This window comes from Nocardia sp. NPDC052566 (assembly GCF_044547285.1).
In the GTDB taxonomy this organism is placed as follows: Bacteria; Actinomycetota; Actinomycetes; order Mycobacteriales; family Mycobacteriaceae; genus Nocardia.
In genome coordinates this window covers 42,609-68,722 of record NZ_JBIUAF010000005.1, presented here as the reverse complement: position 1 = coordinate 68,722, position 26,114 = coordinate 42,609, and the positions used below count along the sequence as shown (strand labels likewise).

General features: G+C 66.3%; 22 protein-coding genes. 12 read left to right on the top strand and 10 right to left on the bottom strand.

Features of this window, described 5'->3' with window-relative positions:
- Positions 1-2: 2 nt before the first annotated feature.
- A complete protein-coding gene (locus ACIG5A_RS25295; RefSeq protein WP_397244142.1) occupies positions 3-1,379 on the top strand; it encodes a M28 family peptidase in 1,377 nt (458 codons plus the stop codon).
- Here ACIG5A_RS25295 and ACIG5A_RS25290 read toward each other — a convergent pair whose 3' ends face one another.
- The 4 genes from ACIG5A_RS25290 to gyrB all read right to left on the bottom strand — a co-directional run bounded on the left by ACIG5A_RS25290 (position 1,380) and on the right by gyrB (position 6,165).
- A complete protein-coding gene (locus ACIG5A_RS25290) occupies positions 1,380-2,009 on the bottom strand; it encodes a response regulator (RefSeq protein WP_397244140.1) in 630 nt (209 codons plus the stop codon).
- Positions 2,006-3,115 (bottom strand): sensor histidine kinase, encoded by a 1,110-nt coding sequence (locus ACIG5A_RS25285; protein WP_397244138.1) that lies wholly within the window; start codon positions 3,113-3,115, stop codon positions 2,006-2,008. Before ACIG5A_RS25285 ends, ACIG5A_RS25290 begins: the two co-directional genes overlap by 4 nt.
- A complete protein-coding gene (locus tag ACIG5A_RS25280) occupies positions 3,112-4,080 on the bottom strand; it encodes an SDR family NAD(P)-dependent oxidoreductase (protein ID WP_397244136.1) in 969 nt (322 codons plus the stop codon). The genes ACIG5A_RS25285 and ACIG5A_RS25280 overlap by 4 nt, the downstream gene beginning before the upstream one ends.
- Before the next feature lie 81 nt (positions 4,081-4,161).
- Positions 4,162-6,165, bottom strand: coding sequence for a DNA topoisomerase (ATP-hydrolyzing) subunit B (gyrB, locus tag ACIG5A_RS25275; protein WP_397244134.1), 2,004 nt, complete (start codon positions 6,163-6,165; stop codon positions 4,162-4,164).
- Positions 6,166-6,477: 312 nt separating this feature from the next.
- Here gyrB and ACIG5A_RS25270 point away from each other — a divergent pair, with 312 nt between their 5' ends.
- Positions 6,478-9,501, top strand: coding sequence for an alpha-mannosidase (locus ACIG5A_RS25270; protein ID WP_397244132.1), 3,024 nt, complete (start codon positions 6,478-6,480; stop codon positions 9,499-9,501).
- A gap of 84 nt (positions 9,502-9,585) precedes the next feature.
- Positions 9,586-10,062 (top strand): iron chaperone, encoded by a 477-nt coding sequence (locus ACIG5A_RS25265; RefSeq protein WP_397244130.1) that lies wholly within the window; start codon positions 9,586-9,588, stop codon positions 10,060-10,062.
- Positions 10,063-10,101: 39 nt separating this feature from the next.
- Here the strand turns inward: ACIG5A_RS25265 and ACIG5A_RS25260 are convergent, their stop codons facing one another.
- Both ACIG5A_RS25260 and ACIG5A_RS25255 read right to left on the bottom strand, forming a co-directional pair.
- Positions 10,102-10,614, bottom strand: a complete 513-nt coding sequence (locus tag ACIG5A_RS25260; RefSeq protein WP_397244128.1) for a GNAT family N-acetyltransferase — start codon at positions 10,612-10,614, stop codon at positions 10,102-10,104.
- Between the two features lie 52 nt (positions 10,615-10,666).
- Positions 10,667-12,121 (bottom strand): hypothetical protein, encoded by a 1,455-nt coding sequence (locus ACIG5A_RS25255; protein ID WP_397244126.1) that lies wholly within the window; start codon positions 12,119-12,121, stop codon positions 10,667-10,669.
- 89 nt (positions 12,122-12,210) lie between these two features.
- Here ACIG5A_RS25255 and ACIG5A_RS25250 point away from each other — a divergent pair, with 89 nt between their 5' ends.
- Complete coding sequence (locus tag ACIG5A_RS25250) at positions 12,211-12,804, top strand: TetR/AcrR family transcriptional regulator C-terminal domain-containing protein (RefSeq protein ID WP_397244124.1); 594 nt, start codon at positions 12,211-12,213, stop codon at positions 12,802-12,804.
- An 8-nt stretch (positions 12,805-12,812) separates the two neighbouring features.
- Here the strand turns inward: ACIG5A_RS25250 and ACIG5A_RS25245 are convergent, their stop codons facing one another.
- Together ACIG5A_RS25245 and ACIG5A_RS25240 are read right to left on the bottom strand one after the other, a co-directional pair.
- Complete coding sequence (locus ACIG5A_RS25245) at positions 12,813-13,493, bottom strand: DUF4189 domain-containing protein (protein ID WP_397244122.1); 681 nt, start codon at positions 13,491-13,493, stop codon at positions 12,813-12,815.
- Positions 13,494-13,664: 171 nt separating this feature from the next.
- Entirely contained in the window at positions 13,665-14,105 is a 441-nt protein-coding gene (locus ACIG5A_RS25240) for a hypothetical protein (protein WP_397244120.1), read from the bottom strand.
- Positions 14,106-14,215: 110 nt separating this feature from the next.
- Here ACIG5A_RS25240 and ACIG5A_RS25235 point away from each other — a divergent pair, with 110 nt between their 5' ends.
- The 4 genes from ACIG5A_RS25235 to ACIG5A_RS25220 all read left to right on the top strand — a co-directional run bounded on the left by ACIG5A_RS25235 (position 14,216) and on the right by ACIG5A_RS25220 (position 19,413).
- Positions 14,216-15,475: a sensor histidine kinase gene (locus tag ACIG5A_RS25235; RefSeq protein ID WP_397244118.1), complete on the top strand. Its 1,260-nt coding sequence runs from the start codon at positions 14,216-14,218 to the stop codon at positions 15,473-15,475.
- Positions 15,472-16,134, top strand: a complete 663-nt coding sequence (locus ACIG5A_RS25230; RefSeq protein ID WP_397244116.1) for a response regulator — start codon at positions 15,472-15,474, stop codon at positions 16,132-16,134. Before ACIG5A_RS25235 ends, ACIG5A_RS25230 begins: the two co-directional genes overlap by 4 nt.
- Positions 16,135-16,232: 98 nt before the next feature.
- Entirely contained in the window at positions 16,233-18,440 is a 2,208-nt protein-coding gene (locus tag ACIG5A_RS25225) for a serine/threonine-protein kinase (RefSeq protein WP_397244114.1), read from the top strand.
- 184 nt (positions 18,441-18,624) lie between these two features.
- The gene (locus ACIG5A_RS25220) at positions 18,625-19,413 is read left to right on the top strand and encodes a hypothetical protein (RefSeq protein ID WP_397244112.1); all 789 of its coding nucleotides are present in this window, start codon (positions 18,625-18,627) and stop codon (positions 19,411-19,413) included.
- Here ACIG5A_RS25220 and ACIG5A_RS25215 read toward each other — a convergent pair whose 3' ends face one another.
- Positions 19,414-21,084 (bottom strand): hypothetical protein, encoded by a 1,671-nt coding sequence (locus ACIG5A_RS25215; protein WP_397244110.1) that lies wholly within the window; start codon positions 21,082-21,084, stop codon positions 19,414-19,416.
- A 278-nt stretch (positions 21,085-21,362) separates the two neighbouring features.
- Here ACIG5A_RS25215 and ACIG5A_RS25210 point away from each other — a divergent pair, with 278 nt between their 5' ends.
- Together ACIG5A_RS25210 and ACIG5A_RS25205 are read left to right on the top strand one after the other, a co-directional pair.
- The gene (locus ACIG5A_RS25210; protein ID WP_397244108.1) at positions 21,363-21,818 is read left to right on the top strand and encodes a hypothetical protein; all 456 of its coding nucleotides are present in this window, start codon (positions 21,363-21,365) and stop codon (positions 21,816-21,818) included.
- A 22-nt stretch (positions 21,819-21,840) separates the two neighbouring features.
- Positions 21,841-23,301, top strand: coding sequence for an ROK family protein (locus tag ACIG5A_RS25205; protein ID WP_397244106.1), 1,461 nt, complete (start codon positions 21,841-21,843; stop codon positions 23,299-23,301).
- Here ACIG5A_RS25205 and ACIG5A_RS25200 read toward each other — a convergent pair.
- The gene (locus tag ACIG5A_RS25200; RefSeq protein ID WP_397244102.1) at positions 23,291-23,524 is read right to left on the bottom strand and encodes a hypothetical protein; all 234 of its coding nucleotides are present in this window, start codon (positions 23,522-23,524) and stop codon (positions 23,291-23,293) included. The two genes, ACIG5A_RS25205 and ACIG5A_RS25200, sit on opposite strands and share 11 nt — an antisense overlap.
- A gap of 382 nt (positions 23,525-23,906) precedes the next feature.
- Here ACIG5A_RS25200 and ACIG5A_RS25195 point away from each other — a divergent pair, with 382 nt between their 5' ends.
- Together ACIG5A_RS25195 and ACIG5A_RS25190 are read left to right on the top strand one after the other, a co-directional pair.
- A complete protein-coding gene (locus ACIG5A_RS25195) occupies positions 23,907-25,226 on the top strand; it encodes a pentapeptide repeat-containing protein (RefSeq protein ID WP_397244100.1) in 1,320 nt (439 codons plus the stop codon).
- A gap of 47 nt (positions 25,227-25,273) precedes the next feature.
- Positions 25,274-26,056: an aminoglycoside adenylyltransferase domain-containing protein gene (locus ACIG5A_RS25190; RefSeq protein ID WP_397244098.1), complete on the top strand. Its 783-nt coding sequence runs from the start codon at positions 25,274-25,276 to the stop codon at positions 26,054-26,056.
- The last annotated feature ends 58 nt before the right edge of the window (positions 26,057-26,114 follow it).

Below are 26,114 nucleotides of genomic sequence, written 5' to 3'. Positions count from 1 at the left end.
TTATGCGTATCGCAGTCCTTGTTCTGCTGCTCACGCTGCTGTCCACGCCGGCGGTGTCCGCGGAACCGGAGGACAACTCGCTGGCCGGCGGCGTCTCCTCGGCGGTGAGCGCCTCGGACGCCATGAAAACCGTCGCCGCGTTCGACGCCATCGCCAAGGCGAACGGCGGCAACCGGGAGGCGGGTAAGCCCGGTTACGAGAAGTCCCGCGAGTATGTCGAGGGCGTGCTGGAGCGCGCCGGATATCGCCTGATCCGGCAACCGGTTCCCTTCCGCGCCTTCGCCGCCGACGCCGAGACGCTCACCGCGCCCGACGGGCGCAAGGTCCGCACACTGATGGCGCAGTACGCGCCGTCCGGCCAGTTCAGTGGCCCGATCGCGGGTGCGGGCGCCGGGTGTAAGGCCGAGAACTATCCGCAGGGCACGGTGATCGCGGTGATTCGCAGCGGTGAGTGCCTCAGCGGAGACAAGACGGTCGCCGCACGGGATGCGGGCGTGCAGGCCATCGTGATGTACGACGTCTCGCCGGTGATCGATACGGTGATCCGCAGGCAGGTGCGTGGCACCGTGCTGCCCGTGTCGTTCGTCAGCCAGCGCGACGGGGAGGCGCTCATCGCGAATCCCGGTGTGGGACAGCTTGATCTGCGTGGACGCTCATTCGACGCCACCACGGTGAACCTGTTCGCCGAGACCTCGGGCGGACGACCGGACAGCGTGGTGATGGCGGGCGCGCATCTGGACAGCGGCGCCGACGGACCCGGCATCAACGACAACGGCACCAGCGCGGCGGCACTGCTCGAGACCGCCGTCCGGCTTGCCCCGTTCCAGCAGAAGGTGCCGAACAAGGTGCGCTTCGCCTTCTGGGGCGCCGAAGAGTTGATCAACATCGGCTCCATCCACTACATCCAAACGCGAACGCCGGAGGAACTGAAAGCCATCAGCCTCTACCTCAATTGGGAATTGATCGCCTCGCCCAACTACGTCCACTTCGTGATCGACGGCGACGACAGCGACCACGCCGGCACCGGCGCACCGCCCGGACCGCCGGGATCCGGCGCCGTCGAGGCCGTCATGGCCCAGGGATACCAGTTGCAGGGCTTGCCATTCCGCACCGCCGACCTCGCCGACATCCGCTCCGACCAGGAACCGTTCATCGGTGCGGGCATCCCGGTCGGCGGCGCGTTCGGCGGGGTGCGCGGCATCAAAACCGCCGACGAGGCAAAGGTATTCGGCGGGACCGCCGGACAACCCTACGACCCGTGCTACCACCAGCCTTGCGACGACCTGTCCAACGTGAACACCAAGGCATTCGGCGAGGCCCTGCGCGCAATGGCCTGGGCCGTAACCCGATTCGCCATCGACGACAACCTGCGCAAGTGATCACACCCACCCTTGCCGGACCGCGTACACCGCGAGCAGTACTCGGTTCTTGACACCGGTTTTCGCCATCGCGGCGGTGAGGTAGGACTTCACCGCCGTGATGCCGACGTACATGGTCTCGGCGATCTCCTGGTTGGTGAGGCCGGCGCCGACGTAGCCCGCGACCTCGCGTTCGCGTGGGGTGAGGGCGGTGGGGGCCGGGACGGGACGGGTGGTGACGGCGCGGCCGACCAGTCGGCGAAGAACGTTGGGGCTGAAGGGGGTGTCGCCGGCGGCGGCTTGGCGGATGGCGGTGAGGAGTTGGTGCGGGGTGGCGTCTTTGGCGAGAAACCCGCAGGCGCCTGCCTGCAGGGCCGGGTAGAGGTGATCGTCGTCGTCGAAGGTCGTGAGGACGACGACGTTCGCGGTGGGAACGGACTGCCCGATGCCGCGGGTCGCGGCGATGCCGTCCATGCCCGGCATGTGCAGATCCATCAGGACGACATCGGGTTTGGTGTCCTGGGCGAGCCGGATGGCGGCGGTTCCCGCGCCCGCTTCGCCGACCACCTCGATATCGTCGGCGCCGCGGCACAGCATGCGCAGGCCGCTGCGCACGAGGGCTTGATCGTCGACGAGCAGCACCGTGATCATGAGGCCGCCCGTGGCGGAATCGTCGCCTGCAATCGCCAGCCTGCGCCGTCGGGCCCGTAGTCGAGGGTGCCGCCGAGGGAGGTGAGCCGCTCGCGCATGCCGATGAGGCCGAAGCCGCCGTGCCCACGCGGTGCCGCTTTCCGATCGTTGTGCAGCGACACAGAGATGGTGCCACCGTCCTGGACGTCGGCCCGCAGCGTCAGCGCCGCCGCGTTCTCGGAGTGCTTGATGGCGTTGGTGATTCCCTCCTGGATGGTGCGGTAGAGCACGAGTCCGCGCACACCGTCGACGCCGACGATCGCGGGGTCGACGGCCGAGCGCACGCGCAGTCCGGCGCCGGTGGCGTTGGCCAGCATCGCCTCGATGAGGCCTGGCAAACTCGAACGATCCTCGGCCAGTACGGATCCGACACCGAGCGCGCCGGTGTCGTCGCGCAGGACGTTCATCAGTTCGTGTAGATCCTTCAGTGCGGAGTCGGCGGTGCGGTGGATGTCGGTGAGCAGCTGCCTGGTTTCGCCGGGGGCGAGGTCGGACACCGTGCGCGCCATGCCGACTCGCACGAGGATGGCCGAAACATGGTGCGCGATAATGTCGTGCAGATCGCGGGCTATCGACTCGCGTTCGGCGCGCCGCGCCGATTCCGCCCACAGTACGGCGGTGCGCTCGGCATCCTCCGCGCGTTGCCGCAAGGAGGCGATGTAGGCGCCGCCGAGCGCGGGCAGCGCCACCAGCAGCAACAACCGATAGAGCAGTGGTACCGATCCCGTTGTGCTCGTCAAGACATCGATGACGAGGTAGGCGGCGGACAGTACCCCGATACCTGCCACCAACTCCCGATACGGCCGCAGCAGTGCGACTTCGAACAGCGCCACCGCCGCCCACGCTTTGACGCCGATGCCCACCGACTGGCCGTAGGAATGCGCCGCGACGAGCAGTACCGCCTGCGCGCACAGGACCGGCAGCGGCCACCGTCCGCCGACGACGAGCACGGCACTGGACACGACCGCGATCAGGAGGTCGAAGTCGTTGGCGCCCTTGGTCAGCACGAAGGCGACGCCGACCGGCAGCGCGAGTAACCGGACGGCGAACCACCTGCGGGCCGTCACCCGGGAATCCCCGGCGGCATCCGCATCTTGCCACCACCGGCGGGGCCGCCACCCACGAGAACGGTCGAGCCGACCATATAGCCGAAATCGTCGGAACACAGTGCGAGTATCGCGCGGGCGATTTCGGCGGGCGTAGCCATCCGCCCCAGACCGGAGATATTGAGCGGGCCCCAGGCGTCGCGGAAGGTGTGCCAGACCGCGTCGGGCATGCCGCTCGGCCGGACCAGTGCGGTATCGGTGGTGCCGGGTGAGATGGCGTTGATACGAATACCCTTCTCCGCGTAGTCCAGTGACATCGCCGCCACCATGCCCTGGATCCCCTGTTTGCTGGCGCTGTAGGCGGCGCCGCCCGGCCGTCGCGATTCCGACGACGTGCACAGGATGGTCCCGCCGCCGGACCGCAGCATCAGCGGCACTTCGTTCTTGACCGACAGGAATACGCCGCGCACGTTGGTGTTCAGCACGTCCTCGAACGTCTCGATCGGCAGTTCGTGGGTGGGGCCGGTGCGCGAGATGCCCGCGTTGTTCAGCGCGATGTCGAGTCGGCCGAACTGCCGATCCACCTCGGCGACAAGGTTTTCCACGTCGGCGGCGACGCGCACGTCGGCGCGGACATAGCTGGCGTTCGCGCCGATCGAGCGCTCGATACCGCGCCCCAACTCCTCACGCCGCCCGCAGAACACCACCGAGGCGCCCTCGCCCGCGAACGCGCGCACGGCGGCCTCGCCGATACCGGAGGTCCCGCCGGTCACCAGCACCACTTTCCCGGCGAACCGCGCACCGGGCGCGGCCGCCGGAAGCGGTGCGGTCGGCGGATTCCGCAGGTAGGCGGGCACCGTGGTCGCCGCCGTCACCGCGACGGCACCGGTGGCCGCGGCGGCGGCGAGACCGACGAAGGCCCGGCGCGAGCGTTTCTTGGTAGTAGCATCATCTTCGGGCAGTTCCTGCGCCGTCTCATCGCTCATACCAACCATCGTCTGTGCGAAGTGTCGCCGTCGATACCTACCTTCGGCCGCACTCGGTCGGCCCGGTGAATGACCGGCGCCTCACAGGTCGAGGAAGCGAACGTCCTTGGCATTGCGGGTGATGAAGCTGCGCCGCGCTTCGACGTCCTCCCCCATCAGCACGCTGAACAGCTCGTCGGCGGCGGCCGCGTCGTCCAACGTCACTTGACGCAACAGGCGCACGGCGGGGTCCATCGTGGTCTCCCACAGCTCTTTCGGGTTCATCTCACCGAGACCCTTGTAGCGCTGGACGCCGTCGTCCTTGTTGATCTTCTTGCCCGCCGCGACACCCGCGGCGAGCAGAGCGTCGCGCTGCCGGTCGGAGTAGGCGAAATCAGGTTCGGAGCGCTGCCATTTGAGCTTGTACAGCGGCGGCTGGGCCAGATACACGTGCCCCTGCTCGACCAGCGGCCGCATGAAGCGGAACAGCAGCGTCAGCAGCAGCGTGGAGATGTGCTGGCCGTCGACGTCGGCGTCGGCCATCAGCACGATCTTGTGATACCGCAGCTTCGCGATATCGAACTCGTCGTGGATACCGGTGCCGAACGCGGTGATGATCGACTGCACCTCAGTGTTCTTGAGCACCTTGTCGATACGCGCCCGCTCGACATTGATGATCTTCCCGCGCAACGGCAGGATCGCCTGATACATCGAATCGCGACCGGATTTCGCCGAGCCACCGGCGGAATCGCCCTCCACGATGTAGATCTCCGAACGCCGTGGATCCTTGGACCGGCAGTCGGCCAGCTTGCCGGGCAGTCCGCCGAGATTGCTCGCGGTCTTGCGCCGCACCAGCTCGCGCGCCTTGCGCGCCGCGATGCGGGCCTGGCTGGAGGAAATGGCCTTGGTCACAATCGTTTTGGCATCGCCGGGGTTCGCGTCGAACCAGCGGGCCAGGTACTCGTTGCAGGTCTTCTGCACGAACGACTTCACCTCGGTATTGCCGAGCTTGGTCTTGGTCTGGCCCTCGAACTGCGGCTCACCGAGTTTGACGCTCACGATGGCGGCCAGCCCCTCGCGGATGTCGTCGCCGCTGAGGTTGTCGTCCTTTCCCTTCAGCAGCTTCTTGTCCTTGGCGTACCTGTTGACCACCGTGGTCAGGGCCGCCCGGAAGCCTTCTTCGTGCGTGCCGCCCTCATGGGTGTTGATGATGTTGGCGAAGGTGTGCACCGACTCCGAATAGCCGGAGTTCCACTGCATCGCCACCTCGACCTCGTACCCCTCGTCCTTGCCCGCGAACGAGACAACCGACTGGTGGATGGGTTGTTTGGTCCGATTGAGATGGCGCACGAAGTCGCCGAGGCCGCCCGGATAGTGATAGCTGCGCACCTTCACCTTCGGCGCGCCGTTCGGCTGCCTCGGCGCCTCGGCCGTCTCGCTGACCACCTCGTCGACGACACCCGAATCGGTGACCCGATGGTCGGTAAGAGTGATGGTCAGGCCCTGGTTCAGGAACGCCGTCTCCTGCAACCTGCGCGCGACCGTCTCGAAATCGAAGGTCGTGGTCTCGAAGATCTCCGGATCCGGCCAGAACCGCGTCGTATTGCCGGTGCGCTCGGTCGGACTGCCGCGCAGCAACTCTCCGGGCGCTCCACGGTCGTAGTCCTGACGCCAGTGATAGCCGTCCCGATCGATATCCAGCTCCACCCGGCGGCTCAGGAAGTTCACCACCGAGACACCGACGCCATGCAATCCACCGGCGACCGCATAGGTTTCGGAGTCGAACTTGCCGCCCGCGTGCAGCCTGGTCATGACGACTTCGACCGTCGGAACGCCCAGCTCGTGCATCGCCACCGGGATCGCTCTGCCGTCGTCGGCGACCTCGACGCCGCCGTCGGCGAGCAGCGCGACATCGATGCGGGTGGCGGCGCCCGCCATCGCCTCGTCGACGGAGTTGTCGACGACCTCCCAGATCAGATGGTGCAGACCGAGCTCACCGGTGGAGCCGATGTACATGGCCGGACGCAGGCGCACCGCGTCCCTGCCGTCGAGCACCGCGATATTGGATGCGTCATATTTCCCCGTGCCCGTTTTGGTGGCAGCCACTGGTCGGAAGTCCTCCTCGTACCGACCTCCCGGCGCGGCGCACCGGCACGCGGCGAATGACCCCCTACGAAGAGCAATTGCGGGGCCCCGCACGCGGACAGGTGCAACGCGTCGGGAGAGTCACCCGCTGGTTACTTCTCCATAGTACCTTCAACCGTGTCCAGATGGTCAATACACCCATCTGAGTTGGCCAGGGATTCAACAGAATCTATGGTTGCAATCCCCCCCATGCGAAAGTAGGGTTTCGAGCTTCAGAGGCGCACTGGGCGCGAATCGGGAAGATCGCCGCTTCGGCTTGCGCAGACTGTTCGTATGCACGATGACCGTCGGCTGATCGAGAACCGTCTCGGACGGGTTCTCGGCGAGCGGATCACTCCCGCGATCTACCCGGAGTCGGTGCCGCTGAAGGCGTCCATCTGGAACGCGCCGGACGAACCGGTGCCGGTCGCCGAGGGCCTTACCGCGCCGCGAACACCCATCGAATCCGGCGCGCGCTGGGGTCCGCCGTGGGGAACCAGCTGGCTCACGGTCGAGGGAACGGTGCCAGCCGCGTGGGCGGGCAAGACCGTCGAAGCGATCATCGACCTCGGCTTCGACCAGAACATGACCGGTTTCCAGTGCGAGGGGCTGGTCTATCGGCCGGATGGATCACCGGTCAAGGGGCTGCATCCGCGCAGCGCGTGGGTGCGCATCGCGGCTCCCGCGGTCGGCGGTGAGCATGTGCTGTTCCATGTCGAAGCGGCCTCGAACCCGATCATTCCGTTCTTCGGGCCGACCGCGCTCGGCGACAAATCGACCGCGGGTACCGCACCGCAGTACCGGCTCGGCCGACTCGATCTCGTGGTCTTCGACGAAGAGGTCTGGCAGCTCGTGCTCGATCTCGAGGTGCTCGGCGAGCTGATGCACGAGATGCCGGAGGATCCCGCGCGCCGCTACGACATCGTGCGGGCGATCGAACGCGCGCTCGACGCGATCGAATTGGACAACGTGAACGCGACCGCCGCGGCGGCGCGCGCCTGCCTGGCCGATGCGCTCGCCAAGCCCGCGATCCCTTCCGCGCACCGGATCTCCGCGGTCGGGCACGCCCATATCGACTCGGCGTGGCTGTGGCCGCTGCGCGAGACGGTGCGCAAGGTCGCGCGGACCACCGCGAATATGACCGCGCTGCTGGACGACGATCCGGCGTTCGTCTACACGATGTCCCAAGCGGCGCAATACGATTTCATCAAGCGGCATCGGCCCGAGGTGTACGAGCGGGTCAAGAAGGCGGTGTCACAGGGGCGGTTCGTGCCCGCCGGGGGCATGTGGGTCGAGTCGGATACGAATATGCCGGGCTCCGAGGCGATGGCGCGCCAGTTCGTGCACGGCAAGCGGTTCTTCCTGGCCGAATTCGGGATCGAGAACGAGGAGGCGTGGCTGCCCGATACCTTCGGGTTCGCCGCAGGGCTGCCGCAGATCATCAAGGCCGCCGGATCCAAATGGCTACTGACACAGAAGATCTCATGGAGCCAGATCAATCAGTTCCCGCACCACACCTTCCTGTGGGAGGGCATCGACGGGACGAGGATCTTCACCCATTTCCCACCGGTGGACACCTACAACTGCTCGATGCACGGCCGCGAGATCGCGCACGCAGCAAGGAATTTCAAAGAGAAGGGCCGCGCGTCGATGTCGCTTGCGCCGACCGGCTGGGGTGACGGCGGCGGCGGTACGACGCGGGAGATGATCGCCAAGGCGGCCAGGATGAACAACCTGGAAGGCTCGCCGAAGGTGGCGTGGGACAAGCCCGCCGACTTCTTCGCCAGGGCCGAGGCCGAGTACCGGAATCCGGCGGTGTGGGTGGGCGAGCTGTACCTGGAGTTACATCGCGCGACGCTGACCAGCCAGGCGAAGACCAAGCAGGGCAACCGGCGCAGCGAACACCTGCTGCGCGAAGCGGAGCTGTGGTGCGCCACCGCGACGGTGCGCAAGAACGCCGAGTATCCGTACGCGGAGCTCGACCGGATATGGAAGACGGTGCTGCTCAATCAGTTTCACGACATCCTGCCCGGCTCGTCGATCGCCTGGGTGCATCGCGAGGCGGAAAAGACGTACGCGGTGGTCGCCGAGGAGTTGACGGCGATCATCGAACGGGCGCAGTGGGTGCTCGGCGGCGAGCGGAGTGGGCCGAATGTCTTCAATCCGGCGCCGCATGCGTGGGGCTCGGTTCCGGCCGGTGCGGCGGCTCCGATGACGGCGCCACCACCGAGCTCGGTGGTGGCGCGTGCGGGCGGCGGATTCGTTCTCGACAACGGCCTGCTGCGGGTCGAAGTGGATGCGCGCGGGCTCGTCGTCTCGGTATTCGATCCGGCGCATCGGCGGGAGACGCTGCCGCCGGGATCGGCCGCGAATCTGCTGCAGCTGCACCCGGATTTCCCGAACTCCTGGGACGCTTGGGATGTCGACCTCTTCTATCGGAACCGGGTGACCGACCTGGTCGACGTGGACTTCGTTGTCGCGGAAACGGATTCGGCCGCGGTGCGGGTCGGCCGCTCGTTCGGGTCGTCCAAGGTCGAGCAGACTCTGGCGCTGCGGCCGGGAGCACGCGGTCTCGATATCGAGACCAGCGTCGACTGGCACGAGACCGAGAAATTCCTGAAACTGGCCTTCCCGCTGGATATTCACGCCGATCGCTATGCCTCCGAAACCCAGTTCGGGCATCTGTTCCGGCCCACCCACACCAACACCAGCTGGGAGTGGGCGAAGTTCGAGGCCTGCAACCACCGGTTCGTCCACTTCGCCGAACCGGGGTGGGGTGTGGCGCTGGTCAACGACTCCACCTACGGGCACGATGTCACCCGCACGGTCAGGGCCGATGGCGCGACGACGACGACGGTGCGTGCTTCGCTGTTGCGGGCGCCGCGCTTTCCCGATCCGGAGACCGATCACGGAACGCATCACTTCCGGCACGCCCTGGTGCCCGGCGCGTCGATCGGGGATGCGGTGTGTGCGGGTTACCAGGTCAATCTCACCCCGTTGCGGCCTGGCGTCGCCGAGGCCGTCGAGCCGCTGTTCACCGTCGACAACGACGCGGTGGTGACCAGTGCCGTCAAACTCGCCGACGACGGCAGCGGCGATGTCGTGCTCCGCGTGTACGAGTCGCACGGTGGGCGGGCCTCGGCGCTGATTACGCCCGGTTTCACGGTCGAGGGATGGCAGGTGTGCGATCTGCTGGAGCGGCCGGTGCCCGGCGACTCCCCCGCCGAGGCGCAGGGCGCGGGGGTTCACGTGCGACTGCGGCCTTTTCAGCTGGTCACCCTCCGCTTCGCGCACGGATCATCGCGACGCCATGACTGATCAGTTTTCGAGAAGCTCGCGGCGGGGTCGGTTCCCTACGATTGTTTCAACGCCATAAAAACACTGATCACCAGGGAGAATCCAATGGCCACCAACCAGAAGTCCACCAAAGCTACCGCCGCGAAGAGCGATTCCTCGGTGGCGTTCAGCGCCGAAGAACGCGCCGCGATGAAGGATCACGCGGCGGAGTTGAAGAGGGCGGCGCGCCGCGACCCCCGCGCGGCCAGGGCCGACGGCGAGGCCGACGTGCTCGCCAAGCTCGCCGAGATGACCGACTCGGATCGGGCGATGGGCGAGCGGATTCACGCCATCGTCACGGCCAACGCACCCGAGCTGATGCCGAAGCTGTGGTATGGCATGCCCTCCTACGCCAAGGACGGCAAAGTTCTGTGCTTCTTCCAGTGCGCGCAGAAGTTCAACGCCAGGTACGCCACGTTCGGGTTCAACGACATCGCGACCCTCGACGACGGCAACGTCTGGCCGACCGCGTTCGCATTGACCGAGCTGACCGCCGCCGACGAGGCACGCCTCGGCGAGCTCGTCAAGAAGGCGGCGGGCTGACGATCAGCCGAGGGCGAGTGGAAGTTTCGCGACCGCTTTTCAGAGCGTGCGGACGAAGGTGACTCGGGTCAGGTCCGGGCCGTCGTAATGGGGGTGGGGCGAGAGGGTGGCGGTGAAACCCATTTGGGCGTGGAAGGATTGGGAGCCGGTGTTGGCGGGGGAGGTGATGGCTCGGACGGTGGTGCGGTTGTGGCGGCGGACGAGGTCGAAGAACTTCTCGTAGAGGGTGCGGCCGAGGCCGTGGCCTTGGAGTTCGGGGGCGATGCCGACGAAGTGGATGTAGGCCTCGTCGGGGTGGGATTGCGACAGGAAGCCGACCAGGAAGCCGACCAGTTCGCCGTCGCGTTCGACGATGAAGCTGGTGTCGTTGAAGTGCTGGAAGAACAGGCGGGGCAGCAAGCTTGCGCGCTGCCTGGCGCCCTCGTCGCCGCCGAGCCCGCCCCACCAGCGGCCGAGTACCTCGAGCACGCGGGGGTGGTCGTCTTCGGCGGACGCGCGGAAGGACAGATCCGCAGCCGCCGGGACGTTGTCGGTGGTGATGTCGAATTCCATACGATCTCCCTGACGCAATCGGCTGCCTCCGAACACTACCGAAAAGTCTCGACTAGTCGGTTCGCAGTGGTTCGATGAACAGCGGGGTCAGCGAGATCGGGAAGTGGACGGCGCCCGAGGCGGTTTCGACCGGGACCGGTTCGCCGTAGGCGTTCACCGCGTGCGCGGTGGCGGCGGACCACGGGTGATGGAACAGGGCCGGAGGTTGTGCCTCCCCGGTGACGTCGTCGCGGCGTTCCCAAGCGACGAGCAAGGGCCCACTCGCCCGCTCGATCTCGAAAACATACAGCTCGGGGTGACCCTCGAACTCCCGGCGGACGACCACCGTTGTGCCGCTGAGCATTCGAGCGGTCAGCGCCAACGCTGCCGCCGAGGGGTAGCGGTGCGCGATCCGGTCGCCCTCGTAGTCCATCAGCTTGAACTTGTTGAACAGCAGCACCATTCCGGAGTAGATGTCGCCCCCGGCAGGCGATTCCGGGGCGAGGTTCCAGCACAGCGTCCGCCGCACGCCTGCCGACAGCGCGAGCACATTGCGCATCACGATGTCGCGGCTGTTCCATCGGTGCCGCAACTGTTCGTACTCCGGCGGGCAGTTCTCCATGAACATCTGTATCCGCGGCGGCAATTCGGCCATGCGGGCGTAGAGGTCGGCCATCGCCTCGTGTTCCGGCGCCGGACCGGTATCGGTGGTGGTGGCGGTCCACTCGGCGTCGGCGGTTCCCTCGCCGTCCGTGCCGACCATCTGCGCGCCGAAACCGGCGAATACCGCACCGAGTTCGCCCATCAGCTCCGGGAACTGGAACAGCACCGGGCCGTTGTATTCGCCTGCGACAACAGGCTTCTGGTAGCCGTGCGCCGCCATCAGCTTGCGCGCCGCCGCGATCTGCTCGGGTATGCCGTACGGGTCGCCGTACAGGTGGATGTCGAATACGTCGAAGTCGTCCCGCGCGTGTTCGGCGATGTACTCGAACACCCCGGGCCGGTGCCCGCCGGGCGGCAGCCCGCCGAGCGTGACCAGCGCGGCGGGATCGGCCGCGCGGACGGCGGCGGCGAAAACCTTCAGTTGCGCAACGTATTCCGCCGCGGTGCCCGCCCACAGAATCGGGATCGACGGCTCGTTGTCGCACTGCCAGTACATGACCCGGCCGCGGCACCGCTCGACCAGCCGCCGCACGAACGCGGCGAACGTGTCGAGGTCGCGCGCCGGTGACGGCGGCAGCATGTCGGTGGCGCGCCGCGTGGCCCACATCGAACTCGATGACACCGTGACCCAGACCTCCTCGTCACCGTCGAGTTGCGCGAGCAGTGTGTCGACGGCATCCCAGACGAAGCGACCCGGCTCGGGTTCGATCTGGGACCAGTACAGGTAGACCCGGATCACCCCGGCGCCGATGCCGCGCGCCGGGGCCACGATCGGTTCCGGCGGACCGAAGAGGCCGTAGGTGATGCCGCGCACCACGCCGAGGCGGATACCGGGCGGGATGCGATCGATCTCGTTGTCGGACATGACTTCCTCCCTACTAGACAGTGTTCACTGAACACTGTCTAGTAGACTAACTGAACACTGTCTAGTCGGAAAGGCTAGGATTTCGCCCCATGGCCTGGGACCGTGATCAGATCGTGCGTATCGCCCTCGACCAGCTCGACGAGGTCGGGCTGGAAACGCTGTCGCTGCGCAAGCTGGCGGGCAGGCTCGAGGTGCATCCCTCCGCGCTCTACTACCACTTCTCCAACAAGCAGGACCTGCTCGACGAGATGGCGCGCGCCCTGGTCCAGACCGCGGTCACCCAGACGCCGAAGCCGAGCGAGTTCACCACCGACGGCCTGCTGACGCACCTGGCCAGAACGCAGCGCGCCGCCATCCGGTCCCGGCGCGACGGCGGACTGCTGATGATCAAGGCACGCCCCACCGCCGACGATCAGCTGGAATACCTCGACTGGCTGATCGAAAGGCTTGTCGCGGAAGGATTCTCCGTGACCGAGGCCGCCACGGCATTCACCGCGGTCAGCAACTACGCCATCGGCGCCACGGTCGCCGAACAGCAGCGCACCACCGACGCACCGGCTGATCCGCAACTGCTCCAACAGCATCCGGGCCTGCGCAGCATCGCCGAGGTCACCGCCGACGCGGACGCGACGTTCGAGCGGGGGCTGCGCTGGCTACTGGATGGCATACGCGCGAAGCCGTGACCCTCGCATTACTCCCGTGAGCACTTGTTCCAGCGGTTGTAGGGGCCGGAGCCGCCGTACTTGGTTTCCACGGTGTTGATGGCCTTGCCTTCGGCCTCGGCGACGGTGGCGCCCCAGGAGCCCGCCCAGCCGTTCTTCCCGATAACGAAAGCGACGCAACCGTTTCGCGCCCAGGTGGGTTCCTGGCAGTTACCGCATTCGGCGCGGGCGCGGGAGCTGGCATCGGCGCTGCTGATGCTGCTGCGCGCCCAGTAGACGTTCTTGGTCGCGGGGTTGTAGATCGCCGCGATCCAGATGTCGTTCGACGGTGGCGGCGGCGGAGGCGCGGGCCTGGTGGTGAATGTCGGCAACGGCGGCAGCGAGAACGACGTCGGCAACGGCCGGGTGGTGCTGGTCGGCGTGTTACCGCCGAGCACGTCGGTGGTGTCGGGCTTGCTCTGGTTGATCAAGAACGCCAACCCGACGCCGCCCGCCCCGATGACGAGCACCGCGGACACGACGAGCGCGATGATCAGGCCCGGACCACCGGACCGCCGCGGCCCCTCGGGACCGTATCCGGGCATCGGGTTGGACGGATACGGCGTTCCCGGATAGGGATTCGTCTGATACGGGTTTTGCTGATACTGCTGACCGGCGTACGGATCAGGGGGAATCCGCGGGTCGTACGGTTCCTGTGGCGGATAGGTCATGGCACTTCCACCTTTGTACTCAGGATCGCCGAGCCCCACCGCAGCGCTGTCGAAGCCGCCATTGAACCTCCCCCACGGGTTCATCAACGAAAACTGTCATGTCACGATACCGCACTGCCGAACGACACTCGATCCGCCGGCGGATCAACGGGAATGGACAGCGGCGTGTCGTCACGGTGCTGCGGCGAGGTCCGCTTTCCTCGCGGACCGCAGACGTGTTCGGCGGGCGGCGACCAGCAAAGTCACGATGGAAATCCAGGCGAGGAGCAGCGGGCTCGGGCCGCCGATCACGTCGCACACGGTGATCCACGCCGCGATACCCCAGGCGAAATACCGTGGCGGGACGAGTCCTCGGCGACCGATCCAGCTGATTGCCAACCCGACCAGGAGCAGCGGGACGCCGAAGCTTGCCACCGACACGAAGAATGCGCCGAGTATCGGTTGCGGCGCGTGCAGATCCATCGCGGGGTCCCAGAGATCGCCTGCCGCCCAATTGTCGAAGAAATCGCGAGTCAGGATGAGCGCTCCGACACTGTGACCGGCACCGAGAAAAGCGATCAGGCCGCCGGCCCAGACCACTGAGCGGGCACTGCCGAATGTTTTGGATGTCATGGTTTCCGACTGTCGCGCAGCGGTGGCCCCGGCACTTCCCGCCGTCGGGTGAACGGCTGTCCCTCGCACGGGGGAATCGACCCCGGGCGGCGTTCTGCGACGATGGGTACGTGCGATTCGCTGCGACACTACGGAGGCTGGTACGCCCGCTGGGGCGGCCGTCGACATATCTGCGCGGCGTCTATGTGCTCTTCGGCGGCGTCGTCGCCATCCCCTATGTCGTGCTGGCGATCGTCTTCGTGATCGGTATCCGGCGCGACGACGTCACCGCGGGACGTCTCGCCCTCATCGCTGTGCTCGCCATCGGTACCGCTGTTGTCGCAGTGGGCGTCGCACTGCTCCCCGGTGTGCGGTTACTCGAAATCATCACCGTACGAGCATTTTTGGGTGTACCGCTGCCGGACCCTGATCCGTCGTCTCGCGAGACGCTCGAGTCACGAACACGGGGCGCGGTCTGGTACTTCCTGACGCTGGTACTCGGCGGCTCCGTGACGAGTGTCTTCATCTGGGCGGTTCCCACGGCAGCCACGATGCTCATCGTGCCGTTCACGAGCTCGCACAAGGCGACACTGCACTTGACCGAGCAGTTCACGCCGGCGGCCGCCAGCACGTCAGGGGCCATCCTGACAGGCTGCGCGGGTGCCGGACTGCTGCTCGTCGCGGTGTACCTCGTGGCAGGCGCCGCGGCGCTGCTGGCGCGACTGGCACCCGCGTTGCTCGGACCGACACAGGCGGATCAGGTTGCCGCGCTGCGCCGCCAGGAGCGCAAGCTCGCGGCGGGAAATCGACTCGCCCGCGAATTGCATGATTCGGTCGGTCACGCGTTGACGGCGATGACGATGCAGGCGGCGGCCGCCGGAAGGGTACTCGATGACGATCCGGAATTCGCCAGGCAGGCGCTGCATCGGATCGAGGAAACCGGGCGAGCCGCCCTCGACGAACTCGATCAGGCGCTCGGGATGCTGCGTCGCGGCGTCGACGAGGAGCTGCCCGGCTCGACGCTGACCGGCATCGACGGGTTGATCGCCGCCTATACCGGGGCTCGGGTGGTCACCAAGGTGATCGGCGACCTGAATGCCGTTCCGCCCTCGGTATCTCGGGAGGCATTCCGGGTGCTGCAGGAGGCGTTGACCAATGCCGTGCGGCACGGTGACGGTGGGCCGATCGACCTGGTCGTGCGTGCGTCGCCGCCCGCCGTCCGGCTCGAAGTGACCAACGGTGTGACCGCGCGGCCCGCGGCCGGAAGCGGGCGTGGATTGATCGGCATGCGCGAACGAGTTCTCGTGCTCGGCGGCCAACTGCGTGCCGGCGCCGCACGCAACCGCTGGACGGTGCATGCCACCCTCCCCTGGGCGGAGACGACACCGTGATCGCGGTGCTCGTCGTCGACGACGATCCGTTGGTGCGCACCGGTTTGCGCGCGATTCTCGGCGCGGAGCGCGATATCGAGGTGGTGGGCGAGGCACAGGACGGAAGCGAAGTCCTCGACCAGGTGCGCGCCACACGACCGGACGTCGTGCTGATGGATGTGCGGATGCCGACGGTGGACGGCATCGCCGCGACGAGACACCTGCTGACCACACTGGCCGCCCCGCCGAAGGTCGTGGTGATCACGACCTTCGAGAACGACTCGTACGTGTACGACGCGCTGCGCGTCGGCGCGGCGGGCTTCCTGCTCAAGCGCGCCAGGCCCGAGGAAATCGTGCAGGCGGTCCGCACTGTCGCGACGGGCGACTCGGTGCTGTTCCCCAGCGCGATCCGTGCGCTGGTCACCGCGCGCGGAGACGGTGCGAATCCCTTTGCGGCGCACGTGAAACCGGCACAGCCGAAGCTGACCGAACGCGAGGCCGAGGTACTGCGCGCCATGGCGAGCGGCCTGACCAACGCCGAGATCGCGGCGTCGCTGTACCTCGGCGTCGAGACCGTCAAGACACACGTAGGCAACCTGCTGATGAAACTGCAGGCGAGAGACCGGACGCAGGCGGTCATCGCCGCCTACGAGTCCGGCTTCATCGCGCCCGGCCGCTAGCGCGCAGGAGCATACTGAGCTATCAGCGGTCGAGGGAGGAACCGCCCGGTGCGGTCTGCGCGTACGGCGCCGGTGACCAGTAGGCGGTGCGGCGTGTCATGAGTGTGGAACCGACGATCGTTTCCGACGGTGTCGACCGGACTCGCTCACTGCTGGCAACGCTGGTCGCCCGGTTCGCCACGGCCTGGGACGCCACGGGTACCCCGCCGGATCTGCGCGAATTCCTGCCCGACGCACCGGAGTTCCGCAGGCTGTGCCTGGTCGAGCTGATCAAGGTCGATCTCGAATACCGGTGGCTGCGCTACGACCATCCGAAACGGCTCGACGAATACCGCGGCGAATTCGACGAACTGCGGGAGCGGCCGCTGCCGCCGGATCTGGTGTACGAGGAATCCCACGCACTGCGCCGATCCGGGCGGGATCCGCGGCCGGAGACCGCCGAGTCGACCGCACCCGATCCGACCGACTATCGCAGCACGCTCATCGCCATCCCGTGGGCGCAGGAAGCGTTGCAGTGCATCAACGTCGGCGATCGGGTGGACGATTTCGACCTGCTCGTCGGATTGGGCAGCGGCTCGTTCGCCCGGGTGTTCCTGGCGCGGCAGCGATCCATGCAGCGGCTCGTCGCGGTGAAGATCTCGCACAATCGCGGCTCCGAACCGGAGACGCTGGCGCAGCTCGATCACAACTACATCGTGCGGGTCTTCGATCAGCGGCTGATCGAAGACGACGAGCTCAAATTGATGTACATGGAATACGTTCCGGGTGGCACCCTGCTCGGAGCGCTCAGGCTGGTGCGCGAGCGGCCACCGGATCGGCGCGACGGCCGGTTGCTGCTGGACGCCGTCGACCAGACGATGCTGAGCAAGGGCGGTATCGCACCGAGTGAATCGGGTGTGCGCGCCGATGTCGCCGCGTACACCTGGCCGGAAACCGTTGCCTGGCTCGGCAGTCGGCTCGCCGCCGCACTCGAGCACGCGGGACGGCACGGCGTGCTGCACCGAGATATCAAGCCCGCCAACGTTCTACTGACCGCGGAGGGCATACCGAAGCTGGCCGACTTCAATATCAGCTTCAGCCATCACGTCGCAGGCACCAGCCCCATCGCGTATTTCGGCGGCTCGCTGTCCTATATGTCGCCCGAGCAGCTGGCCGCCTGCCATCCGGATCTGCCTGCGAGCGCGGCGGATCTGGACGCCCGCAGCGATATCTACGCGCTCGGCGTGATGCTGTGGGAGTTGCTGACCGGGCACCGGCCGTTCGACGACGAAACCCGCGCGGGCGAATCCGACACCTCGCTCGAACGCATGCTGGAGCTGCGGCGCCATGAGATCGACGCGCGCTACCTGTCCGAGCTGCCCGCCGATTGCCCGCCGACGCTGCGCCGGATACTGCTGAAATGCCTTGCGCCGCAACGAGACGACCGCTGGTCCACCGGCGCCGAGCTGGCGCAGCAGTTCGAGCTGTGCCTGGACCGGCGGGCCCGCGATCTGGTCGATCCGCCGACCGGAAGCCTGCGCACGAAACTCGGACCGTGGTCGCTGCTGGCGATCGTCACACTGGCCAGCGTGATCGGCGGTGGACTCGGCGTGCTGTACAGCAATCTGCACAACGCACCGCTGATCGAATCGTGGCTCACCGCGGGGCAGCGCGCGCAGATGCGGCAGATCAGCGCCTGGCTGGAGCTGACGGTGCCGCTGTCGGTCGCCGTTGTCACGAGCTATCTGTGCCGTCGCGTGTTCCTGGTGTGGTGGGGGCTGCGGCGCGGAAAGCAGTACGACGCAAGGACTCTCGCGCTCACCCGCACCGACACGCTACTCGACGGCGACCGCGTCGCAGTGGTCGCGTTCGGTGGCTGGGCCGTCTCCGGTATCGCGTTCGTCATCGGCCTGCTGACCTACACCGATCTCACGCCGGGCCAGGTCGTGCATTTCGCCGCCTCGCTCATCGTCTGCGCGACCCTCGCCGTCGCCTACCCGTTCTTCCTCGTCACCCTGTTCGTCGTCCGCTGTGTCTACCCGCACCTGCTCACCCAGGGCGCGACCAGTACCGACCTCGCCAACCTGCGCGCGCTGGCCCGCCGCTGCACCCGCTACCTCGCGATCGCCGCATCCATCCCGCTGATCGCCGTGGTCACCGGCCTGATGTTCCTGACCCCGCAAGAGGTCTCCCTGGTCATCGACCCCATCCGCTGGCTCTGCATAGCGGGCGTCCTCGGCTTCATCGGCAACTACTGGCTCTTCCGCAACCTCGAAGACGACCTCCGCGCCTTCGAACGCGCCATCTCCTCCGCCCACCAACGCTGATCCTCGAGCATCGCCATAGGGGCCGCAAGGGGGACAGATCAGACTGTATGCCGCACAACACCTTCCACTGCATTCAGAGCGTCTGCTTCGAACCGGCTGCGACGAAGTCGTTACCGCGAGCGGTCGCGGAAACCACAGCGGACCGCTGGATATCGCCGCAAACTGGGAGGACGAGGTTGAGGGGGTGCGCGCAACGATGGCGCCGGGAGCAGGATCGAAGAAGACCACGTCACGGCGCTCGGCCGCGGAGACTCGCACCATGGTGCTCGCGACAGCACTGGACGCGCTCGAGCACGACGGACTGAAGCTCGACCTCCGAGCCTTGAACATGAACGATCTGATCCGCAACGCCGGGGTGTCGCGGTCGGCGGTGCGGCGGATCTGGACCTCCAACAAGATGTTCTACCTCGATTTGATCGAGGCCATGGCCGAACCGGAGCGGCGTCGCGACGCCGTGCTGGACGAGGGAACCATGCGAGTGGCCGACGCCGTGCTCACCGAGTACAAGCACTTGCGAGACAGTGAGCGCGGCCGCCGCGCGGTGCTACGCGAAATGATCCGTCAGGCCGTCACACACAACTTCGAGACCAACCATCGCAAGTTGGCCTGGCGAACCTACGCGGCGCTGACAGCGGCCCTTCCCTCATTGATCGACGAAAACCATCAGCGGGCCAGGGACATTCTCGCGGCTGCCGACGCGCGCGACACCAGACTCATGGCCGAGTTCTACCAGCAGATGATGAACGAACTCGGCCTGCGGTTCCGCGCAGGATTCGATGCCGATATTTTCGCGACGACGGCGTCGTCGTTGATCGGCGGCCTGGCGATGCGGCGGTTCATCAGCCAGTCCATCCCGACCACGACGCGGCTGCCCGGCGTGGAGGGCGGGCCCGTCGATTGGCATTATGCCGCCGCCGGATTCATGGCCATCATCGACGGAATGACCGAACCCGACTCCGGACTGCGGAATTGATCATTTCTGATTGCGCTCCAGATACCGTCCGACCGGTTCGATAAGGTCGCGCAACCCCTGCATCGCGTCCGCATCGAGTTTGGTCCGCCAGGTGAAAACCTTCAGGAGAAGATCGTTGATCGCTCGCTGGAATTCCTCGACCTCGACCGCGCCGACCGCCGGTGGATCGTCGTAGGTGTTGCAGACATTCTCATAGGAGTCGATCAGCTCATCACGCTCTTTTTTGGCGCAGTACCGCAGTTTGCCACCGGCTCCCCGGCGGCGGGTGACCGCTTCGGCATGCGAGTAGAAGTAGATCGCGGACTCGATGAGGTCGCGGCTGGAAGCGTGAATGGGTGAACCGTCCTCATCCGGCAGGGGGCCGCCGGCGAAACCGCGCTGTTCGAGGAGTTTCGCCTCGGCCTTCGCGACGAGATATCGGGCGACCAGGACATGGCGGATGATGCCGAAGCGAGCGCTACGGAGGAGATCGACCGGCGCTTGTTCATAACCCTTGATGACGTCACCCAGCGGCGCGCCGTCGCGCCGCGCTTGCCTGAGAGTCGCATCCAGCTCTTGCAACCTGATCAGCGCCGCGGTGTCGTCGTGTTCCTGCCTCGCGTCACCGCTGGCGTTGCCGAAGCATTGGAGAAGTTCGTCCTTCACCTTCGCCGCACCGTCCGGAAAGGCAGCACGGAACGCGTCACCGTATTTGCCGTCCTCCGAATAGGCCATCTCGATCGCGCAGAGGCGGAAGATGACGCCGGCCAATTCGTCGGCGGGCACTTGATCCTGTGGTGTGTGAGCCCTGGACCGGCACCTGTCCAGCAGGGTCGAACTGATCCACCGGATGGAGGCGATCTCGGGTTCGACGCGGTCATCGCAGAGCGCCGCCGAGCGATCGCGGTGGAACCGGGCCAGCTCGGCTTTCAACTCCCACCCGAGTGCGTCGGCGAACTGAATCTCGCGCTCCTTCAGCGAGCGGATCCGGCTCAGTCCCTTTGTCTCATAGCGCAACCGCTTCGTGGACAACAGCAGCTCCGCCCTTGCCGCGGTCTGTGTCAGGCGGAAACCGAGCATGCAGTGCGTTTCATTGGCCGGGTCGAGCAGGTCCAGACCGCGGTGTGCGTATTCCAGGCACTTCTCCGCTTTCCGCAGATCCTCTCGCTTGCAATCCGCCAAATATTTCTCCGCCAGTTCGACGCACCAAAAGATGATCTCGGTGTGGTCGTCTCCGCGTTCCTGTTCGACCCTGGCCACCGCCTCCTCGTACCCGCGCCGGAGCTGGGTGACGTCGACATTCTTGCCGCCGATACGTCCCACCAGGCGAACCGGGTCGCTGTGCACGGCGTCCTTCCACGACCTGTCCCGCACATGCCGCTCGGCGAGATCGGCGATCTGCGGCGGCACCGGCCTGCCCTCGGCCCGCATTTTATCGACAACCGCGGCGCCGACGGCCTCGACGGTCTTGAATCGGCGGAACAATGTCGTCTTATTGATCTTTCCCAGATCGCAGATCGTCGCCATCTTCATTCGCGACAAAGGCTCTGCGGGGCGAGTGGCCAGCTGGATCATCAGCGCTTGTTCGGCGGCTTGCACCACCGCGGCGGTAGTCCGCTTGACACGCGTTTGCGCACCCCGTTGCCGGTAGGTGTGAACAGGTGAATTGTCGCGGGACCGCTTGGTCGGCATGAGCCTCGCTCCTCAGCGATGCCCGGGGCCTGCGTATCCGGGCCCCGGTGGAAAGTCAGCGTGTCCTTGAATACTACGATGGCCGAGGCAATCGTTACACCTGTCCCAGCGATCCGTCACCGGATGCCGTACGATAAGGCCACGAGTTCCGGTATGAGTTTCACTGAGAATACGATCAATATCGAATTCGGTTAACCATCCCAGCAATCTCCATCGGGGGAGGTGGCACGAGCGGAAGCATCGCGCGGCAAGCTCCGCCGGTGATTCCTGTCCGAACAATGATCAACAACTGGCTAGAAGATCATGAGGCCGACGCGCACGACGAACTGACCGGTCTCCTCGAAGTGGCATGCGATACGCTTCCGCCCAAATACGTCGACCAGCTGAGCCTAGCGCTCGAACGCGGCGAAGGTTTGACGCGGGATCTGTTCCGGCCGATTTGGAAACAATGGGCGAAGATGAAGGATATGCCGCCGCCGGACAACACCACGCCGGCAGGTATCGCCGCCCTCATTCTCGCGTTGCGGGATCTGCCACATCCGAGCTGGTCACTGCAAACCCGATACCAGGCCGCGTACGCGGCGCTGCGGATGTACGCACACATCTGCGGCTACCGCCTGGTGGGCGAACTTCGCGTCCGCTTCGACGTGATCTTCGATTTCGAACAGTTTCTGAGCGGTAAGACCTATCCGCAAATGCGGGACGCGCTTACGCAATTGCTCCGCAAGTCTTGATCAACTGACAGGAGCCCGAGAGATGCGCGGACGATTCCGGGATCCCCTGATCGAGATAGCACCGTTCGGCGCGACCGTCAGCGCCGAGCTCATCGCCACCGTGCTCGCCCGGGTCGCACGCTGGGCGCCCGCCGAAGTGTCACGAGCGCAGCTGGCCGCGGGCTGGGCGGAGGCGCCTCGACAGCTCGATCGGCGTACGCTGCCCCAGGCATCGACGAGCAAGGCGGTCACCAGACTCATCGAGGCGAAACTGCTGGCCGAGGGAGACCGCCGCCCAGCGGGCAAGCGGCACTACGTGTGGCCGCTGCGCCTCGGCACCGGGTACGTCACCGCCGCGGCACATGTCGCGATGGAACTGGGGCGCCCCGTCGCGGTGACCACGATCCTGTGCGACATCGTCGGCTGGCAGATCCACGCGTCCGAATCCGAGGAGATCGGCAATCCGGAGGCCGGGCCGTGGCCCGCCCTGGCATCGACAATCCACCGCCACGTCTGTCTTCTCCTGGATGGGCACGACCGGAGCCGCGATCGGGACGGCGTCGGCCCTGAGTTGTTCGGACTGGGTGTCGAAGTCGGTGCACCTGTTTTCGACGGCAAGGTCACCCCTATCGTCAACAAACAACATTTCGCGCCACAGACCATCGATCTGGAACACGAGCTGCGCGTAGCCTTCGGAGCCGGTAACCGCTTTCCCGACATTCCGATCATCGTGGAGAACGACGCCGCCGCCCTTGCCGCGCTGGCAATCCGTGAACTCGGATATGGCTTCTCCGACCTTGCGGTGGTGGCGGTCTTCCACGCAGGCGTCGGCGGCGGCCTCGTAATGGACGGCCGGGTCCGCCGCGGCAAATCCGGCAAGGCGATGGAGGTCGGCCACATCGTCGTCGACCATCCGCCCGGCCACCCGGTTCCGGGGCGCGAACCCCTCGAACTGCCGGACACGGCCAAGTGGGTCGGCCGCGACGAAGAGGATCAACCGGCTGAATGCACCTGCGGGGCCATCGGCCACGTCGACGGGATCGCCACGCCGCGTGCCATTCTGGCGAAGCTCGGCGCTTCTGCCGACCAACCTCGTCTCGACGTCGCGGTGCGCAACGTCCCGTACCGAGAAGGCAGGCTGCTGCTGTCTCGTGCGGGAGCCGCACTCGGCCAAGCACTATCGCACGTCTGCAATGTCGTCGACCCGAGCGAACTCATCGTCTATCTTCCGGCGGAAATCACCGACTCGGCGCCGGGGAGTCCGTTGGCCGATTACCGCAGGGCCGTGTCGGCCGAAATCACCGCCACCTTTGCGGTCGACGCCGTGGATGCCACCGAAATCGTCTTCCGATCCCTCCCGGACGAGCCAGTTGTCCTACAGGAACTCGGCGCCCGCGCCGCGGCGGTCTGCGTGCTGGACGCCATCATCGAGCACGCCTCAGAGGGCGACCTCGCCTCCCGCGCGGATTCCTCCGGCGACGCCGCGCGCATGCCTAAGGCTTGATCCGGTTCAGCGCGGCCAGCATGGCCTCCCGCTCGGCGGCGAGTTCCTGCTCTTCTTCGGCGAACTGACGCCGCAGCGTATCGGTGATCCCCGCTAGATCGGCGGCGATGAGTTCGGCAAGGTAGGCATTCAATGTCAATCCGCGCAGCTTCGCCGCACGCTTGGCGCCCTGCGCCAGCGCCCACGGGACCTTCGCGTTGATCTGCACCGGCGGTCGATCCACACCCCTCACCTCACGTCTGTGCATTCCCCCTGCATTACCGGCATTCGCGGCGTCTGTGTTGCTCATGTGAACCGCCTGCCCTTTGGGACCGAGAGTCTCAACACTCTCTTTGTACTCCTCCTTGCAGCGTTCCGCTGCATCCTTGGTCCAATTGTTGCCTGGCTTAACCAAACCTTCATTCAGTTGAAAACGGCCAACCTAGCGCCTTGCAGATATATCTCGGCTGCACCTTAGAGCGTTTCCACCGTCGACAGGCCGGAATCGGCTCCTGGACGGACGCGAGCCACCGGACCGTCGCGCCGGACCGGCAACATGCCGCGAACAGAGGCGCGGCACAGCGGCTTTCGGCGCGTCGCCGCGACATCCGCAGGACAATCAATCGATGTTCGGATGGCTGAACAAGACACGTCGCGGTCTTGGTCGGCGTGCGGGCCGGGTACGGCTGTTGTATTCGATCGTGTTGGCGATCCTGGCCGCTCTGGCAATCGCCTCGGGCGCGCAATGGACGATCAACCACATCCTGCACATCAACCCGAGCGCGGACGCCAAAGTCGCGTCCACCGATATCGTGCGGCTTTCGCTCACCGTCGTCGGCGGCGTAGGCGGCGTCGTCGCCCTGGTCATTGCCTATCGGCGGCAACGCGACCTCGAACAGGGCCGTTTCGTCGAGCGCTTCGGGGCCGCGGCCGCCCAACTCGGCGACAGCGACGTCGCCGTCCGCATCGCCGGGGTGTACGCGATGGCAGGCGTCGCCGACGAATCCGATCGCCATCGCCGTCAGCAGTGCGTCAATGTGCTCTGCGGCTATCTTCGGCTGCCCTATCAGGTGGCCCATGGCAACAGCGGACGCACCAAGCTGGTGGTAAAGGCACCGGGCCGCCCGGACGGACATGCCGACGGCGAGACCGAAGAGCACATCGAATACCGGCAGAACGATCGTGAGGTGCGCAGGACGATCCTGACGGTCATCGCCGACCACCTCCATTCGGGTGCCGAATACTGTTGGTCGGCAAGTGATTTCGACTTCCGGACCGCGCACCTCGAGTACGTCGACCTGCACGGGACCACCTTCTCCGGCGCAGTCCGATTCGACGAGGTCACTTTTCTCGGCGACGCACGGTTGGGCAAGGCCGTCTTCGACGGCGACGTCACCTTCACCGATGCGAAGTTCAAGGGGGATGCCGGCTTCGGCAATGCCGTATTCCGCGGTGAGGCCACCTTCACCAACGCGAGATTCACCGGCTCGGCGGGATTTTCCGGCGCGACGTTCACCACCGTCAACTTCACCAAGGCCGAGTTCACCGGCGATGCCAGATTCGGGCACGCCGTCTTCACCCGTTCGGCCGGTTTCGAAGGCGCGACCTTCATCCGCGAGGCCGGATTCGGGTATGCCCGATTCGCCCGAGCCGCCGGGTTCAAGGGCACGACCTTCACCGGCACCGCCACGTTCAAGGGCACCAAGTTCTTCGGGCCCGCGGAGTTCGAGCGGTCGAAATTCCTCGATGGCGCCCGATTCACCGCCGTCACCTTCGCCGGCGGCGATACCTCCTTCCGCGGTGTCGAGTTCGGTACCGCCCGTATCTCCTTCGCCAACCCCACCCGGTGGGGTCCACCGCCACCGCAGTTCGACTGGGACAACGACCCTTCCCGGAAACCGGCGAACATCGAACCCCAGCAATGGCCGCCGGTCCCGGCCCCGTGAGTTCATCCCTGCCCGGCGCCCCAGTGCGCAGAGCCGATACTGGCGGTATGCCGCACGCTCTCGTCGACCCGGAGTCGGTCCCCGTCGAGTTGCGTCCGTATCTGGGCGAGCTCGTTCGGCGGACGCGGGTCATCTGCGGGGATGGGCTGGTGAGTGTGTTCGCGGTGGGGTCGGTGGCGCTGGGGGACTATCGGCACGGGCGCAGTGATGTGGATGTGACGGTTGTCGTCGCGCCGTCGGTGGGCGCGGCGGAGTTGCGTGAGCTGGCTGAATCACTGGGTGCGCTCCCCTGTCCTGCGGCCGGGCTGGAGCTTGTGGTGTACGACTCGGACTTCCTCGGTCGGCCGTCCGGGGCGGCCGGGTATCTGCTGGATCTCAATACCGGGCCGCTGCTCACGAACCGGGTCAGCTTCGATTCGATTGGGGCGCAGGCGTTTTGGTATGTCATCGATCGGTCGATCGGGTACCAGGCCGGGTGCCTGCTTTATGGGGAACCGGTGCGGAGGGTGCTTGCCGCGCCGGGGCGGCGGGAGTTGTCGGCCGCGATTTCGGACTCGGTGCGCGAACATGCCGACGGGATGGGACATTTGGCGGATAACCAGGTGCTGAACGGGTGCCGGTCGGTGGCGTTCTGCCGGGAGGGGCGCTGGTCGGCGAAACGGGTAGCCGCGCGGGCGATCGCGAGGTCGGAGCCGGAATTCCGGGCGCTGATCGAGACCGCGCTGCGCAGCTTCGAGCGGCCGCGTGCCGAAGCGCTCGCGCTGCCCGCAACCGAAGTACGAGCGTTCCTCGCCTGGGTACGGGAAAGCGTCGACGCCTTTACCCACTGATCTCCCTGGAGGTGCCCGAAAGTCCGTGCGCGGTGGCGGGTTTCCGTGCGACCGTGGT

What these genes read in the sequence shown, in the direction of transcription:
- ACIG5A_RS25295 (WP_397244142.1), top strand. Translation starts at nt 3, where the DNA reads ATGCGTATCGCAGTCCTTGTTCTGCTGCTCACGCTGCTGTCCACGCCG.
- ACIG5A_RS25290 (WP_397244140.1), bottom strand. Translation starts at nt 2,009, where the DNA reads ATGATCACGGTGCTGCTCGTCGACGATCAAGCCCTCGTGCGCAGCGGC.
- ACIG5A_RS25280 (WP_397244136.1), bottom strand. Translation starts at nt 4,080, where the DNA reads ATGAGCGATGAGACGGCGCAGGAACTGCCCGAAGATGATGCTACTACC.
- ACIG5A_RS25270 (WP_397244132.1), top strand. Translation starts at nt 6,478, where the DNA reads ATGCACGATGACCGTCGGCTGATCGAGAACCGTCTCGGACGGGTTCTC.
- ACIG5A_RS25265 (WP_397244130.1), top strand. Translation starts at nt 9,586, where the DNA reads ATGGCCACCAACCAGAAGTCCACCAAAGCTACCGCCGCGAAGAGCGAT.
- ACIG5A_RS25260 (WP_397244128.1), bottom strand. Translation starts at nt 10,614, where the DNA reads ATGGAATTCGACATCACCACCGACAACGTCCCGGCGGCTGCGGATCTG.
- ACIG5A_RS25255 (WP_397244126.1), bottom strand. Translation starts at nt 12,121, where the DNA reads ATGTCCGACAACGAGATCGATCGCATCCCGCCCGGTATCCGCCTCGGC.
- ACIG5A_RS25250 (WP_397244124.1), top strand. Translation starts at nt 12,211, where the DNA reads ATGGCCTGGGACCGTGATCAGATCGTGCGTATCGCCCTCGACCAGCTC.
- ACIG5A_RS25245 (WP_397244122.1), bottom strand. Translation starts at nt 13,493, where the DNA reads ATGACCTATCCGCCACAGGAACCGTACGACCCGCGGATTCCCCCTGAT.
- ACIG5A_RS25240 (WP_397244120.1), bottom strand. Translation starts at nt 14,105, where the DNA reads ATGACATCCAAAACATTCGGCAGTGCCCGCTCAGTGGTCTGGGCCGGC.
- ACIG5A_RS25225 (WP_397244114.1), top strand. Translation starts at nt 16,233, where the DNA reads ATGAGTGTGGAACCGACGATCGTTTCCGACGGTGTCGACCGGACTCGC.
- ACIG5A_RS25215 (WP_397244110.1), bottom strand. Translation starts at nt 21,084, where the DNA reads ATGCCGACCAAGCGGTCCCGCGACAATTCACCTGTTCACACCTACCGG.
- ACIG5A_RS25210 (WP_397244108.1), top strand. Translation starts at nt 21,363, where the DNA reads ATGATCAACAACTGGCTAGAAGATCATGAGGCCGACGCGCACGACGAA.
- ACIG5A_RS25205 (WP_397244106.1), top strand. Translation starts at nt 21,841, where the DNA reads ATGCGCGGACGATTCCGGGATCCCCTGATCGAGATAGCACCGTTCGGC.
- ACIG5A_RS25195 (WP_397244100.1), top strand. Translation starts at nt 23,907, where the DNA reads ATGTTCGGATGGCTGAACAAGACACGTCGCGGTCTTGGTCGGCGTGCG.
- ACIG5A_RS25190 (WP_397244098.1), top strand. Translation starts at nt 25,274, where the DNA reads ATGCCGCACGCTCTCGTCGACCCGGAGTCGGTCCCCGTCGAGTTGCGT.